The sequence below is a fragment of the Thiorhodospira sibirica ATCC 700588 genome (assembly GCF_000227725.2).
Lineage (GTDB): Bacteria > Pseudomonadota > Gammaproteobacteria > Ectothiorhodospirales > Ectothiorhodospiraceae > Thiorhodospira > Thiorhodospira sibirica.
Window position 1 is genome coordinate 2,870,373 of sequence record NZ_MU255056.1, and the last position, 15,560, is coordinate 2,885,932.

At 56.7% G+C, this 15,560-nt stretch carries 10 protein-coding genes and 4 pseudogenes; 9 read left to right on the plus strand and 5 right to left on the minus strand.

The genetic code is table 11. The features are described from left to right. Positions 1-73 precede the first annotated feature (73 nt). A complete protein-coding gene (locus THISIDRAFT_RS13250; RefSeq protein WP_159098509.1) occupies positions 74-2,326 on the plus strand; it encodes a sensor domain-containing diguanylate cyclase in 2,253 nt (750 codons plus the stop codon). 278 nt (positions 2,327-2,604) lie between these two features. Here THISIDRAFT_RS13250 and THISIDRAFT_RS13255 read toward each other — a convergent pair whose 3' ends face one another. After that, positions 2,605-3,144 (minus strand): TIGR02444 family protein, encoded by a 540-nt coding sequence (locus tag THISIDRAFT_RS13255; RefSeq protein ID WP_006787022.1) that lies wholly within the window; start codon positions 3,142-3,144, stop codon positions 2,605-2,607. Positions 3,145-3,158: 14 nt separating this feature from the next. Beyond that, positions 3,159-3,662, minus strand: a complete 504-nt coding sequence (locus THISIDRAFT_RS13260) for a low molecular weight protein-tyrosine-phosphatase (protein WP_006787021.1) — start codon at positions 3,660-3,662, stop codon at positions 3,159-3,161. A gap of 187 nt (positions 3,663-3,849) precedes the next feature. On the opposite strand from THISIDRAFT_RS13260, the gene THISIDRAFT_RS13265 reads away from it, so the two are divergent. Both THISIDRAFT_RS13265 and THISIDRAFT_RS14960 read left to right on the plus strand, forming a co-directional pair. Next, positions 3,850-6,237, plus strand: coding sequence for a sucrose synthase (locus THISIDRAFT_RS13265; RefSeq protein ID WP_006787020.1), 2,388 nt, complete (start codon positions 3,850-3,852; stop codon positions 6,235-6,237). A 236-nt stretch (positions 6,238-6,473) separates the two neighbouring features. Further along, positions 6,474-7,195 (plus strand): annotated as a pseudogene (locus THISIDRAFT_RS14960) (IS5 family transposase); the annotation flags it as partial. Positions 7,196-7,211: 16 nt separating this feature from the next. On the opposite strand, the gene THISIDRAFT_RS13280 reads toward THISIDRAFT_RS14960, so the two are convergent. From THISIDRAFT_RS13280 to THISIDRAFT_RS13290, 3 genes are all read right to left on the minus strand, one after another. Continuing rightward, on the minus strand, positions 7,212-9,074 hold the full coding sequence (locus THISIDRAFT_RS13280; protein WP_418896135.1) for a peptide-binding protein: 1,863 nt from the start codon (positions 9,072-9,074) through the stop codon (positions 7,212-7,214). 101 nt (positions 9,075-9,175) lie between these two features. Beyond that, entirely contained in the window at positions 9,176-9,607 is a 432-nt protein-coding gene (locus THISIDRAFT_RS13285) for a hydrogenase maturation protease (protein WP_006787016.1), read from the minus strand. Between the two features lie 21 nt (positions 9,608-9,628). Further along, on the minus strand, positions 9,629-10,069 hold the full coding sequence (locus THISIDRAFT_RS13290) for a YybH family protein (RefSeq protein ID WP_159098508.1): 441 nt from the start codon (positions 10,067-10,069) through the stop codon (positions 9,629-9,631). Between the two features lie 53 nt (positions 10,070-10,122). Between THISIDRAFT_RS13290 and THISIDRAFT_RS13295 the strand changes: the two genes are divergently transcribed. The 6 genes and pseudogenes from THISIDRAFT_RS13295 to THISIDRAFT_RS14975 form a co-directional block, all read left to right on the plus strand. Beyond that, positions 10,123-11,001, plus strand: coding sequence for a PfkB family carbohydrate kinase (locus tag THISIDRAFT_RS13295; RefSeq protein ID WP_006787014.1), 879 nt, complete (start codon positions 10,123-10,125; stop codon positions 10,999-11,001). A gap of 233 nt (positions 11,002-11,234) precedes the next feature. Further along, positions 11,235-13,322, plus strand: a complete 2,088-nt coding sequence (locus tag THISIDRAFT_RS13300) for an EAL domain-containing response regulator (protein ID WP_006787013.1) — start codon at positions 11,235-11,237, stop codon at positions 13,320-13,322. Positions 13,323-13,443: 121 nt separating this feature from the next. After that, on the plus strand, positions 13,444-14,535 hold the full coding sequence (gene apbC / locus THISIDRAFT_RS13305; protein WP_006787012.1) for an iron-sulfur cluster carrier protein ApbC: 1,092 nt from the start codon (positions 13,444-13,446) through the stop codon (positions 14,533-14,535). Then, positions 14,536-14,886: pseudogene (locus THISIDRAFT_RS14965) on the plus strand (dCTP deaminase); the annotation flags it as partial. It lies immediately after the preceding gene. After that, positions 14,860-15,285 (plus strand): annotated as a pseudogene (locus THISIDRAFT_RS14970) (Hint domain-containing protein); the annotation flags it as partial. The pseudogenes THISIDRAFT_RS14965 and THISIDRAFT_RS14970, both read left to right, overlap by 27 nt. A 6-nt stretch (positions 15,286-15,291) precedes the next feature. After that, a pseudogene (locus THISIDRAFT_RS14975) lies at positions 15,292-15,510 on the plus strand (dCTP deaminase); the annotation flags it as partial. Positions 15,511-15,560: the final 50 nt, after the last annotated feature.

Sequence of the window (15,560 nt, forward strand, 5' to 3'; positions counted from 1 at the left end):
CGCGTTACAAACACCACAGGCAAACAGAGCAATGGGAGTGCGAATTTTGAGATTTTGGCGCAAATTGGCGTTGATGGTGGTGCTAACAACGGCGGTGATTGCCAGCGTGTTCATTACAGCAAGCTACAACGGCCTGCGCCAAACCCTGCTACACGAATCCGACCAGCGTCTGCAGGCTGGGGCTTATGCCGTGCTTGCCTTGCTCGCGCCCGACTATCACCAGCACATCACCGGCCCGGATTCTGTTAACGCCGAGCGCTTTTTGGCCGATATGGCGGTGCTTTCAGACTACGCGGATCGGGCAGGTTTTGCCTATGTTTACACCTATATGCAGTTTGCCGGGCGTATTGTCACTACGGCCAGCTCTGCCACCCCTTACGAACGCCGCCATCAAACCCACGATCACTTCTTTCAGCACTATGCCAGCGCCCCGCCTGAGCTCTACGCCAGCTTTCAGGACGGCAAAACCCGCTATCTGGAATATCAGGACGCCTATGGCGCGTTTCGCTCCATCTTTCTCCCCATAGCGCTTGACGATGGTCACTATTATGTCATTGGCGTGGACCTGGAGCTAAGCTATCTGCAAGCCAAACTGACGACGTTGCGCAACTACACCCTGGGCCTGGGTCTGATCCTGTTCGCCGTGAGCCTGCTGCTTTTGCTGGGCAGTTCGCGCACCCTCATCCAGCCCTTGCAACGGGAAGAGCGCCTTAGCGGCATTTTTGACGGCCTCGACAGCATCGTCTTTGTCTGCGACCCGCAAAGTCAGCAGGTTTTGTTCGTCAACGCGCAGGGGCAACACGCCCTGGGCATCACAGAGCACAGTGCCTGCACGCAGATTATCCTCAACGCCAAAACCGCCCATTGCACAGGTTGCCATCATCAAGATCTTGCACTGGATCAGGCTGTGCAACGCTGGGAAATTCACAATCCGTACACCGACCGCTGGTATGAGTGCCAACGCAAATGCATATCATGGAACGATGGCCGTTGCGTCTACCTGCAAATTGCTCACGACATTACCGAGCGCAAGCAAATGGAACAGCACCTGGAGCAAAGCGAGGCACGTTTTCGCCAGCTCTTCAAGGAGATGCCGGACGCGTATGCCCTGCATGAGATCATCTGCGATGACCAAGGACAGCCGATAGATTACCGCTATATCGAGATCAATCCCGCCTTTGAGCAGATGACCGGCCTTAAGGCCGACGATTTGATCGGGCGGCGCGTACTGGAGGTATTACCCGACACCGAGGACCACTGGATTGAGGCTTACGGTAAGGTTGCGCTAACCGGCGAACCGATGCGCATTGAAAACTACTCCCAGGAACTGGACAAATTTTTTGAGGTACATGCCTACCGGCCCGCGCCCGGCAAATTCGTCGTCGTCTTTGCCGATACCACCCAACGCAAACGCGCCGAACAAACCCTGCAAAACAGTGAACAGCACTTCCGCGCCCTGTTTACCGATCTGCCGGTCCCCATTCTCATCTGCGAGGTGGAAACCGCCGACATCATCGACGCCAACCGTGCCGCCATCGCCACCTACGGCTGTGCCAACCTGCAGGAACTGCGGCAGCGCGCTATCTGGTTTTCCAAGCCCCCCTACTCCCGCGCCGATGCCCTGCGCTGGAACCAAAAAGCCCTGAGTGAAGGGTTGCAAGTGTTTGAATGGTATATTGAGCATAGCAATGGGCAAAACGCCTGGGTCATGCTCTACCTCAACGCCGCCATCATTTACGGACAGCAGCGCATGCTCTTGATCCAGCTCGACATCACCGAACGTAAACACATGGAAGCCGAACTGCAACGCCTCTCCAGCATTGATGCCCTCACCGGCCTGCTCAATCGTGGCCACTTCTTTACCCTGGCGGAACGCGAATACCAACGCTTCAGCCGCCATAAGCGCCCGCTGGCACTGCTCATGATGGACATCGACCACTTCAAACCCGTCAATGACACCCACGGCCATGTCGTTGGCGACCACGTCCTGCGCGCCGTTGCCAATACTCTGCAAAGCAACCTGCGCCAGACCGACCTGCTGGGACGCTACGGCGGCGAAGAATTTATCATGCTCCTGCCCGACACCTCCGGCGAGATGGCCCTCATTCTCGCCGAACGCCTGCGTCAGGCCATCTATGCGCTACAGATCCAGACTCCAAACGCCACCCTCTCGGTCACCCTAAGCCTTGGCCTTGCCGTACTCCACCCCGAAAATCCCGCAACCCTCGACGAACTCATCGACCAGGCCGACCAGGCCCTATACCACGCCAAACAAACCGGTCGCAACCGCACCGTCCTGGGAGCGCACAGCCCCAGCTCCGCATAAAGCGTGGCGACACCTTCCAGATGCCGCTCCAAACAGCGAACGCAAGATGCGTCCGCTACGCGCCCTGGCGATGTCTGCTAAAGTTGCTGGCGAGGCGGTGTAACATATCGATCAGATAGATCAGGAGAGCATTGCGTATGCCACGAAGGCAGGCGAAATGGGAGCCAAGTTTAATTTTTCGGTCGTGATGTGAGCGTCTAGGGACGCGGTGGCGGCCCGAGCGCGGCGAGGGTGCTGATGCCGGATTACAGGTTCACGACGCGCTCTGGGCAGTGGGTTTAAGCGAGATAATGCACCACGCAATGCAGGCTGCGTTGATCATCGCTGCTGGTGGGGAAAGTGTGTCTGAGGTGCCAGTAATTGAGCAGACTTTGCATGGCGTCTTCGCGGGCGTTGCTGGCCGGGCTTGTGTCGGGATAAAGCTGTTGTGCCAGCCATTGCAGGGCGAGCCGTTTGCCATAGAGCTCAGTGTCCAGCAGTGCCCGGCGCAGGCGGTGGGCGGGGAGTGAGGCATGGGCCTCATTTTCCAGACGTAGCTGCAGACAGCGCAGCGGGATGATCACCTGTTCGCGCCAGCCCAGCAGTGCCTGATCAAGCTGTGCAATCCGTGCGGTCTTGACGCTGCCGGCCTCCCGGACGGCCTGCCAGCAAAGGGCCAGCAGCCAGACTGGATCAAGATTGCGGCGGTTTTGCAGGTCTTGACAGGCGGCCTCAACGCCGGGGCGGGTATACAGGCGACACGCAAATTCCCAGGCATCTTTGGCCGCCAGCAGATGTTGTTGGCGACAGGCGTGTAGCTCGTGTGCAATGGTTTTCATCGGCTCAACGCGCCTTACAGAGGGTGAGTGGTGCGGATTTCAGCGAGCAGACCGGTGGCGGCATCGGTAATCATATCCAGCACCTGATCAAAGCCGCGTTGGCCGCCGTAGTAGGGATCTGGCACCTCGCGATATTCATGGCTGCGGGCAAACTCCAGAAACAGGCGCGGTTTGTTGCGGGTGCTCGGCGGCAAAACCGCCCGCACCCCGGCCAGATTGTCCTGATCCATGACCAGAATATAATCAAACTCACGCCCATCTTCGGCCTCCACCTGGCGGGCGCGCTGGCTGCTCAGATCAATGCCGCGTTGCTTGGCGGTGGCCATCGCCCGCTGATCCGGCGGCTCACCGATGTGATAGGCGTGCGTCCCGGCAGAATCAATCTCAAAGCGTTCTGCAAGGCCCGCCTCGGCAACCAGATGCTCAAACACACCCTGGGCCATCGGTGAACGGCAGATATTGCCCATGCACACAAATAAGACGCGGATCTTTGCCTGTGACTCGTTTGTTTGCGACATAAAGACGCCTCCTGAAGGGTTAAGAATCGGAAAAAAGTGGGTTATCCTTCGGGTTTGTCCTTCAAAACCTGGCCGATCACCCTAACACCTCGGCCATCCTTAGCGGCCTGAAAGGCCGTATCATGCGCGTACACGCAACCTGCGCGATGTTTTCAGACCAGACAGACTATCTGCCCAAAGGTGCCCCATGCTAGAGACACTCCAGGCCTTTATTAGCCGCCACCGTGAACCTGCCTATCTCTTGTTGCGTCGCTATTTTAGTGAAAATCGCTGCTTTTTATTGCGTAACGAATTGCAAGACGGTCTGCAGGCCCTGATGGCGGATAAAAACCTGCCGGAGCTGGCGCATACCCCGCTGGGCGAAATGATTCGGGATGCCCAAGAAGCGGTGTTGTCAGCCCCCTGGGTGTATTTTGCGGTCAGGCCGCGTGTCGGGCGCTGGTGGTATCTGCGTTTGCATGTCGATGATTTATATCCCGATAGCGTTGAGGCCAGCGAGTTTTTAGGCTTCAAGGAGCGCCTGATCAGCGCTCAGGCCGGCACTGAACGGCCTTTGGAGTTTGATATTGAACCCTTTGACCGGGGCTTTCCGAAATTGCGGGAATCGCGCTCCATTGGGCGCGGCATGGAGTTTTTAAACCGTAAACTCTCCAGCCAGCTGTTTGATGGTGGCGACCAGGGTCTGGAAAAGCTGTTTCACTTCCTGCATGAGCACTGCTGCGAAGGCCAGATCCTTATGATCAACGAGCGCGTGCGCAACGTCAATGAATTGCGCGGGGTGATCCGCCGCTGTGAAAAGCTGCTCAATGGTTATGCTCGCCATACCCCCTGGGCCGAGGTGGCGCCGCTGCTGCGTGATGTGGGTCTGGAACCGGGCTGGGGCAGTGATGTCGGGCGGATTCTGGAAACCCTGCGGCTCCTGTCGGATTTACTGGAGGCGCCCTCACCGGAGACCCTGGAGCGCTTTTTGGCACGGATTCCGATGATTTTCAGCCTGCTGATTCTCAGTCCACACGGCTTTTTCGGACAGGCCAATGTGCTGGGGCGTCCCGATACCGGCGGGCAGGTGGTGTATATCCTTGATCAGGTGCGCGCCCTGGAGCGGGAAATGCGCAGCCGCCTGCAGGCCCAGGGGCTGCACATTGAGCCGCGTATCCTGGTGGTCACGCGCCTGATTCCCGAGGCGCAAGGCACCAGTTGTGATCAGCCCGTTGAACGGATTAACGGCACCCGCAATGCACAGATTCTGCGCGTACCCTTTCGCAGCAAGGAGGGGGAAATTATTCCCCACTGGATCTCGCGTTTTGAGATCTGGCCCTATCTGGAGCGTTTTGCCGATGATGTGGAACAGACCGTGCGGGCGGAACTGGGCACCCGCCCGGATTTAATTATTGGCAATTATTCGGATGGCAATCTGGTGGCCACCCTGTTATCGGCGCGGATGCAGGTGACCCAGTGTCATATCGCCCATGCGCTGGAAAAAACCAAATACCTGTACTCCGATCTGTATTGGAAAGAAAACGAGGCCCAGTATCACTTCTCCTGTCAGTTTACCGCCGATCTGATTGCCATGAATGCGGCTGATTTTATTATCACCAGCACCTACCAGGAAATCGCCGGCACTGATCACAGCGTCGGCCAATATGAAAGCTACAGCGCCTTTTCCATGCCGGGACTGTATCGAGTGGTCAAGGGCATTGATGTATTTGATCCCAAATTCAATATCGTCTCACCGGGGGCAGATGCCGAGGTGTATTTTTCCTATAAAGACAGCGAGCGGCGTTTACACGGTCTGCACGATGAGCTGCAGACACTGATTTTTGGCACGCCTTCCGAAGATATGCGCGGCACGCTCAAACACCCTGAGCGTCCCCTCATTTTCACCATGGCGCGCCTGGACCGGATTAAAAACATCGCCGGATTAGTGCAATGGTATGCCGAAAATGAGGCCCTGCGCGAACAGGCCAACCTCTTGATCGTCGCGGGCTATACCGATGCCGGAAAATCTGCCGACCGCGAAGAACAAGAGCAGATCGGCTATCTGCATCATCTGTTTACCACCCACGGACTCGATGAACAGGTGCGCTGGCTGGGCGTGCGCCTTGACAAGGTATTTGCCGGGGAACTATATCGCTTTATCGCTGACCGGCGCGGCGTATTTGTGCAACCGGCGCTGTTTGAAGCCTTTGGTCTGACAGTGATTGAGGCCATGGTTTCCGGGTTGCCCACCTTCGCCACGCATTACGGTGGTCCGCTGGAGATCATCGAACACGGTCAATCGGGCTTTCATATCGACCCGATGCGCGGTGATCAGGCCAGCGCCCAACTACTGGCATTTTTGCGCGAATGTGAACAAGACCCGGACTACTGGGTGCGCATCTCACACGGCGGCATGGAACGCGTCGAACGTCATTACACCTGGAGCCTCTATGCCCAGCGCATGATGACACTATCGCGCATTTATGGCTTTTGGAAATACGTCACCAACCTCGAACGCGCCGAAGCGCGCCGCTATCTGGAAATGTTTTACGCCCTCCAATACCGCCCCCTGGCCCGCAGCCTGACGGGAGAGTGATTGGGCAGGCTAACCGCTACCGCCGTCTAACCCGTGGCGACCACTGCAGCCGTGGCGGCATCATCTTGATGCCGCCCCTGCACCAGCTACGCATTAAATACGCTTTAAATCCCACGAGGCCTGTGGCCTCGGTGCGTAGCTAGGGGGCGTTAACAATTACTAATTTTTATGTGCCTGATGTAGCATAACGGGATTTGGAGGGATAACGAATGCCCCGACTCATGCTGCGAGATGACCCATGGGAGAGACTTGAACCGCTTCTCCCTGGCAAAGTAACCGACTGCGGTGTGACCGCCAAAGATAACCGCCGCTTTATGGAAGCGGTCCTGTGGATCGCGCGCACCGGGGCGCCTTGGCGGGATCTGCCGGAATGCTTTGGACGCTGGCACACGGCTTACATGCGATATAACCGGTGGTCGAAAAAGGGGGGTTGGCAACGCATTGCCGAGACGTGGGCCGATGCTCCTGATCTGGAGGCGCTGATGATGGACGGCACTATTGTCAGGGTTCATCCGCAGGGCGCATCAAAAAAAACGCTCAGGACACCGAGGCGCTGGGCACGTCGCGAAGCGGATTGAGCACCAAGATCCATGCAGCTGTCGATGCCTTGGGCAACCCGGTGCGGCTGATTCTCACCCCGGACCAGGCCTGTGAATACAGTGTGGCTCCGGCGTTGCTTGAAGGTTTTGCCCCGAACGCGGTACGGGGTGACAAAGGCTACGATGCGACTGCGCCGAGAGACATCATCCGAGCGGTGGGGGCTGAACCCGTGATTCCCCCGAGGAAGAACCGTTTGGATGTCATCGAGGTTGACTGGCACAGCGATAAAGACCGCAACCTTGTCGAGCGGTTTTTCCAGAACATCAAAGCATTCAGACGAATCGCCACGCGCTATGAGCGGCTGGCACGGAATTATCCGTCGCTACTGTGTCTCGTGTCAGCCTTCGTTTGGCTGGCTTGATTGTTAACGCTCCCTAGGGTGTGTATTTTTGCTGTGACAGCGGGACGTAGTTTTCAAGCGGGACGGCGCCCAGATTCAAGCCCAGGCGGGTTTGTTCCAGGTTGTGCAGGCGCTGGTCTATAAAGGCCAGGGTCTGGCGGCGAACCAGAAAGGTGTATGGCTGATCTTCATAGAGGATGCGCTCGGCCTGATGCCATAGCGGCATCCGCGCATCTTCGTCAACGGTGGCGCGGGCCTGATCAATGAGCTGATCCAGTTGGGGGTTGCGATAGTTGATAAAATTATCCCCCCCGGCAACGGTTTGGCTGGAATGAAACATCTGGAAGATGTCAGTCTCGACCCCGCTGGTCCAGCCCAGGGTGATGGCGTCAAAATCCTTGCGGTTGAGCAGATCAATCATCACGGACCATTCGGTGGGGCGGGGCCGTAACAAAATCCCGGCATGGGCATACAGGTCTTTCAAAAACAACACCATGCGCCGGGTGTCTTCATTGTCCTGGAAAAACACCAGATCAAAGGCAAAGGCCTCGCCAGCGGCATTTTGCAAGATGCCCTCGCGATTACGGCTACGATAGCCGGCCTCGGCCAGCAGCGCCTGAGCTTTTTCCAGATTAAAGGCATAGGGCGTCAGGCTCTGATCATGCTGCGGACTGCGCGGATTAAAGGGGCTGATGGCCGGTTCGGCATAGCCTTGCATGATCTCGTTTACGATGCGCTCCAGATCGGTCAGATAGCTCATTGCCTGGCGCACCCGCACATCGGCAAAGCGGGTCGGCTGCTCACCGCGTAGCTGGTTCCAGGCAATGTAGGCATAGCCTGCGGTGGGACTCATGTACTCATAATGGTGGGTGCGCTGGCGCAGGGCCTGATCGTCGCGCAGCCGCTGATATTCCCGCGAACGGGCACCATAGACATCAATTTCCCCATTGCGAAAGGCGGTCAGGCGCGCACTGTCATTTTCAATCACGCGCCACAGCAAGCGCTGAAATGCGGGCTCCACCGGCCCCCAGTAGCGCGGATTGCGCTCCAATTCGACCAATCCCTGATCAGGCGTCCAGCCGGTCGGATCGGCCAGGCGATACGGTCCTGACCCCAATAAAATCCCGCGCGAACGGTTGAAAACCTCCGGACTTTGCAGATAGGGTTCATAGAAGTGGCGCGGCAGAATCGCCATCGTGCCCGCCAGTTGCAGGCTGTTGAAGTACGGCTCGGCAAAGCGAAACACCACCTCATGCGGCCCTACGGCCTCGACACTGGCCAGTTTTTCCAGATAGGCGCGCGCCCTGGGGGCAGCAATCGCCTCATTCATAGTGAAGCGAAAGGAAAAGGCGACATCCTCGGCGGTCAGCGGCATCCCGTCAGAAAACACCACATCATCGCGCAGCTGAAAATGAATGCTCATGCCATCTTCGCTAAAGGCCCAGTCGCGGGCAATCAACCCCTCCCACTCCAGGCTTTGCGGATGGCGCGTCAACAAAGACTCCAGCACATAGGCTTGCACCTCGCTGGCATAGGCATCCGAGGATACCAGCGGGGTCAGCGTTGCCAGACCGGTAGGAAAGGCGCGCACCAGCCAGTCTCCGGGCGCATAATCCGGCTGCTGGGTGGCGGCAAAGGCGCGGGCAAAGGCTGGCGGAATGTCTGCGCTGTCTGTGGCATTGAATGTCAGCCCACCCTGACGCACCCGCTGTTCAACACTTTGTACGTGCACCCGCAAGCGGCGCAGATCATCCGCCTGCTCCTGCATCACCCGCTGCATATCGGTCATCCGCTGCCACTGCCGATCCACCTGATACATCAGCAACACCAGCAAGATACCCAGCAGCAGCAAGACTGCAAGAAGAATAAAATCTTTGGCAATCCAACGGTTTTCCATACACGATTCCGCAAAAATCTCAAAAGGGGTGACCCGGTACGCGCTCCCAAAGGCGTTGAGGTCACATGATGCACCCATAGATATTACAGGTTTGGGCGATATTACGAAGGCCCAAGCATGGTACACAACAAAAGGTGACAATCCTCCAAGGCGCGGGTCTTTTCAGCGTCGCTCAAGCGGCCCTCACCAATCTCGATGCCGATAATGCGCAAACATCGCGGCAAGGCATTGAGCATGAGGCCCAATCCCAGCGTCTCCGATAAGCCTAGATCATGGCTGCTGGTGGGGCGAACCAGTATGTCCAGTTCGCCGCGTTGCAGCTCCTTGACCTCGCCGGGGCGGAAGCCGCCGCGCATGGCATCCACCAGAATCACAAAATCATGCGGATAAAAATGTGACAGCAATAACGCGCCCGGTCGGTCAATGGTTTGTGTGACAACCGGGTAGTGCTGATGATGTTTACTAAAGGTATTAACCGCTTCCCAGGCAATGGCATCCTCGCCCAGCGGCGAACCGATTCCCATAATTAACATGGCACCATCCTAAATGCTGTTTTAATGCAGTGAGCCGGATTCATCTAAATCCGCATCAAAGGCCAGCGGCGAACGTTCTGACAGGCTGCTGACATGACGCAACACCATGCGCCAGCCGTCCAGGGTGCGCCGATACACATGGGTAAAGCTTTGCGTGGTCAGCGGCAAGGCCTCACTGGCATGCGCCAGTTGTTCAATGCCATTGTGAACCGCCATATCCGAGCTGATCAGCCGGATCACCTCGCTGGGCTGGATCTGCAACGGGCCTTGTCGGGCGAAGGCATGCAACCAGCCTTCAAGGACCGCCGGATAACCGCGCAAGACCCGTTCAGAAAAAGGATGCAGACAAACGATATGGGCGTCTTCCTGCCAGACATTCATCATCGCATCCAGGTCTGCATTGCGCAGTGCCTGATAATAAGCCGCTTCGGCCTGTTCTGAATTTTGAAAACGCTGTGGCATAATTTCCATCACTTCGCAAACTTAACGAGCAAACACCAAGGAGTCCCACACGCATGGCGCGCATTCTGGCCATTGGTATTGCCACCTTAGATATTATCCATGAGGTAGACCATTATCCTGCCGAGGATGAAGAGCTGCGCGCCTTAAGCCAGCGCATCAGTCCGGGCGGCAATGCGGTCAACACTCTGCGGGTTTTGGCGCAACTGGGCCATCAAAGTCATCTGGCCGCCGTACTCGCCAAGGAGCCCGACGGACAGCGACTGGCTGCCAGCTTAACAGAGCTGGGAATTGACATCGCTGCCTGCCATTGGCAACCAGGCCGTACGCCGTGCTCCTATATTACCCTGAATCAGGCCAATGGGCTGCGCACCATCCTTCATTATCGTGATCTGGCGGAGCTCAAGGCAGAACACCTGGCGCAGGTGGCGGTGGAAGAGTACGACTGGGTGCATCTGGAAGGCCGTGATGTGGCCTACACCCTGCCCATGCTCAAGGCACTCAGACAGCGCCTCGTGGATCAGCCCATTTCTCTGGAAATCGAAAAAAACCGCGCGGATATCCTGCAACTGGCCGACTATGCCGATGTGGTGATATTTTCCCGCCGTTTTGTACAGGCGCAAGGGATTGACGATCCTGCGGCATGGCTGCACACCCTGCAGCCACGCCACCCCGACAGCCTTCTGCTATGCCCTTGGGGCGAACAGGGCGCCTGGGGCATTGACGCCGACAATGCGCTGATCCATCAAGCCGCCTTTGCCGTGGATCAGGTCATCGACACCCTCGGCGCCGGGGATACTTTCAATGCAGGAGTCATTGACGCACTGGCCAGCGGTCAGCCCCTGCCACAGGCCCTACGCCAGGCCTGCCAGCTCGCCGGGCGCAAAGTCGCACAAAGCGGCTTTGCCGGCTTGAGCAATGCGTATCGTGCATGACACCGCTCAAGCCAGACCCGCACTCCGGCAAGCCCGGTTTGCCCGCATGGCAGGCAACCTTGACGCCCTGATGGGCGGCTGTCTATGATGCGACTAAGGTAGACTGCTTGCTGAACGAATCTTCGAGTCGCCAAGCCTTGAGGCCAGCTTCGTAGCCGCCACCGAGATTGGCACATGCCACAGCCATACCTCCTGGCCACGCAAAACACCATACAAAGATAACGGGCAACACTATGGAGAACCTCCTTCGGCTTATTGTGATTGATGAGGACATCAATGACGCAGAGATGATGATCAGCAGGCTAAAATCTGCAGGATTTGTGGTGCGCCCGGAAAAGGCTGACAACGAGGAGGATTTGCAGGAAAAACTGCGCTCGCAGACGCCGGATTTGGTGATTTGTTCGCTGGCCCATGCGCAATTGCCTCTGGACAAAACGCTGGCAGTGATCCATCGCATGGGGCGGCGCATTCCGGTGATTGCCCTGGCCGTCGATGATCGTGTCGATGTGGTCAGCTGCCTGGAGCTTGGCGCCAATGATATGGTGCATAAAAGCCACCCGGAACACCTCAAGCGGGTGGTCGCCCGAACGCTGGAGGGGCAAAAGCACTGGCGACAGATGAAAAAACTCGAATCGGCCTTGCGTGAGGCCGAGCGACGGTGCAAGACCCTGCTCGACAGTTCCCGCGATGCCATCAGTTATGTGCATGAAGGCATGCACATTTATGTGAATGCCTCATATCTGGAGCTGTTTGGCTATACCGACATGGAGGATATCGAAGGGATGCCCTTGATGGATCTGGTGGCTGACGAGGAACAAAAAAAGCTCAAGGAGTTTTTGCGCAATTACGATAAATCAGAGGATGAAAGCGCGCAGACCACCTTGCTGGATATTCAGCTACGCAATGCCCGCAATGAAAAGTTTCCCGCCGAGATGGAGTTCAGTCCCGCCAGCATTGATGGCGAGAGCTGCACCCAAATTCTGATCCGCAATCAAAACACCAATGCCCGCCAGCTGGAAAAACAGCTCAATTACCTCAGCCAGCGCGATTTGGTCACCGGCCTGTATAATCGGCAATATTTCATTGAACGCTGCGGTACGGCGCTCGATGAAGCCTCGCAAGGCGAAGGCAACGCCAGCCTCGCCGAAATCAAGATTGATGGTTTTAATATCATCCGCGAGCAAGTTGGCGTGGCGGCCAGCGATCTGGTGTTAAATGACATCGGCAAGATTTTGGAGCGCCAATGTCAGGAAGAGCGCGGCGAATTGGTGGCGCGCTTTGAGGGTGAAACCTTTGCCATCCTGCTCAGACGCTGGGAGCAAAAGGATCTGGAAGGCTTTTATAACGGGGTGTTACAGGCGGTTGCCAACCATATCTGTGATGTGGAAGGGCGCTCCATCACCTGCACAGTGTCGGTGGGCGTAGCACAACTGGATGAAAACACCGCAGATATCAATGAGCTTTTGTCCCGCACGCAAAAATCGGTCGCGCAAGCCCTCAAGGAAGGCGGCAATCGCCTGGTGATTTATCAGCCCAAGGAAGGTGAGATGACCCAAAAACAACTGGACGATCTCTGGAATGCGCGCATCAGCGATGCGATTCGCCATCAGCGTATGCGGCTTAATTTTCAGCCGATCATCAGCCTGCACGGTGAAGGCGGCGAGCGCTATGAGGTTTTCATGCGCATGATTGATGATAAAGGCGAACTGATTGCACCCAATGATTTTTTACCCAGCGCAGAACGCTCCGGCATGGCCAAGGCGCTGGATCGCTGGATTCTGACCCAGGCGATGGATAAACTCGCCGAGCAGCGCCAAAAAGGCCGGGATACCACTTTTTTTATCAAAATCACCGCCGGTTCGCTGCAAGATCCCTTGCTCCTGAACTGGATCAATGAAAAGCTCAAGGAAAAACGCATCCCGGCGCCCAATATCGTGCTGGAAATGCGCGAAACCACTGCGCTGGCCTATCTCAAGCAGGTCAAGGAGTTTTGCAAGGGTCTGAAAACCATCCAGTGTGCCTTTGCCCTGGAGGAATTTGGCGGCGGACTCAATCCCTTTCAGATTCTCAATCAGCTCTCCGTGGATTATCTGAAAATTGACCATCACTTTATGCACAAGCTCGCGGACAGCAAAGAAAATCATGAAGCTATTCAACATATTACCGAAACCGCACACTCGCTGAACAAGCTGATCATTGCTCCGCATATTGAGGATGCCGCCACCCTGTCGGTGCTCTGGGGCATTGGCGTGAATTATGTGCAGGGTAATTTCATGCAGCCGCCGTCAGAAAAGCTTGATTATGATTTTTCTACCAGCTAGCGTGGCGACATCATTTTGATGCCGCTTTAAAAACAGCAACGGCTACCGGCCTGCGCCGCGTGCGTCGCGGCAGGCAGGGAAGCCGCCGCCACAACACTGTTTTATATCCACAGGATGACTTATGCCCGAACTTTCTCGTGCGCAGGTTGAAACCGCGCTGACACACATTCAAGACCCCTATCTAGGCACTGATTTGCTCAATGCCCAGGCCGTCAGCGCCATTGATATCAATGGCAGTGAGCTTAGCCTCACCCTGACGCTGGGCTATCCTGCACAGGGCTGGCTGCCGACGCTGTGTGAGCAGGTGCGCACTTCCCTGATGCAGCTTCCCGGAGTCACCAAGGTCAACGTTTCCGGTCAGATCAAGATTGCCACGCATGCGGTACAGCAAAACCTAAAGCCCCTTGGACACATCAAAAACATCATCGCGGTGGCCTCCGGCAAAGGCGGCGTCGGCAAATCCACCACGGCGGTGAATCTGGCACTGGCCTTATCGTTGGAAGGGGCGCGGGTGGGGCTGCTGGATGCCGATATTTATGGACCCAGTCAACCGCGTATGCTGGGCATCACTGACAAACCGGAAACCAAGGATGGACGCAGCCTGGAGCCTCTGGAAAATTATGGTATCCAGGCGATGTCCATTGGTTTTCTGATTGATGAAGACACGCCGATGATCTGGCGCGGGCCGATGGTGACTCAGGCCCTGGAGCAATTGCTGCGCGAAACCAACTGGCAGGATCTGGATTATCTGGTCATTGATCTGCCGCCGGGCACCGGGGATATTCAACTGACGCTGGCGCAAAAAATCCCGGTCAGCGGCGCAGTCATTGTTACCACACCGCAGGATATTGCCTTACTGGATGCGCGCAAGGGCTTGAAGATGTTTGAAAAAGTCGAGGTGCCGGTGCTGGGCATTGTGGAAAATATGAGCATCCACATTTGCAGCGAATGCGGTCATGAATCCTTCCTGTTCGGCCAGGGCGGCGGTGAGCGCATGGCGCAAGAATATGAGGTCAGTTTTTTAGGCAGTCTGCCCCTGGATATCAGCATTCGTGAACAGGCCGATAGCGGCAAGCCCTCTGTGGTCGCCGATCCCCAAGGGCGAGTCGCGCAGATCTACCGTGAAATCGCCCGGCGCACGGCGGCCCGCTTGGCCTTGCAGGGCAAGGATTACAGCGCCCGCTTCCCCAATATTGTGATTCAGAATACCTAAATGTCGATTAAATCCGATCACTGGATTCGCCAGATGGCGCAAAGCTATCATATGATTGAGCCCTTTGCCGGCGAACAGGTGCGCTATGTCAATGAGCAACGGGTGATTTCCTATGGCACCTCCAGCTATGGCTATGATGTGCGCTGTGCCCGCGAATTCAAGGTGTTTACCAACATCAACTCTACCATCGTCGATCCCAAGCATTTTGACGAACGCAGCTTTGTGGATATTGAGGCCGATGAGTGCATCATCCCGCCGAACTCCTTTGCTTTGGCGCGCACGGTGGAATATTTCCGCATCCCGCGCAATGTCTTGGTGGTGTGTCTGGGGAAAAGCACCTATGCCCGCTGTTTCAGCGCCGATACGGCCGTGGCCTTAAGCGATGGTCGCGCCATGACGCTGGAAGCGATGGCCGAGGGGCACGGTCGGGGGGATGTCTTTGAGGGCTACACCCTGCATCCCGACGGCGAGGTGAGTGCAAGCCCCCTGATGGCACCGCGCTATATCGGGCGGGATGCCTTGCTGGAGCTGACTTTGGATCATGGCGAAACGATCCGCTGCACCTCGGATCATGAGTTTTTGCGATCTGATCACAGCCTGACCCCGGCACATGCGCTGCGTCCCGGCGATGCGCTAATGCCCATACAGCGCCAAGTGGTTGCGGTGCGCGAACTGCCTGGCGATCATGATGTATATTGCCTAAGCGTCCCCGATACGCATAACTTTGCCCTCAAGGCCGGAGTGTTTGTGCGCAACTGCGGCATCATTGTCAATGTCACCCCGCTGGAACCGGAATGGGAAGGGCATGTGACCCTGGAGTTTTCCAACACCACCCCCTTGCCGGCACGCATTTATGCCAACGAAGGCGTGGCCCAGATGCTGTTTTTTGAATCGGATCAAGTGTGTGCCACCTCCTATAAAGATCGCGGCGGCAAATACCAAGGCCAACTCGGCGTCACCCTGCCCAAGGCCTGAGATCATGGCAGCGCGTATGCCATTACTAGCGTCGGCTTTCGTGAGCACAC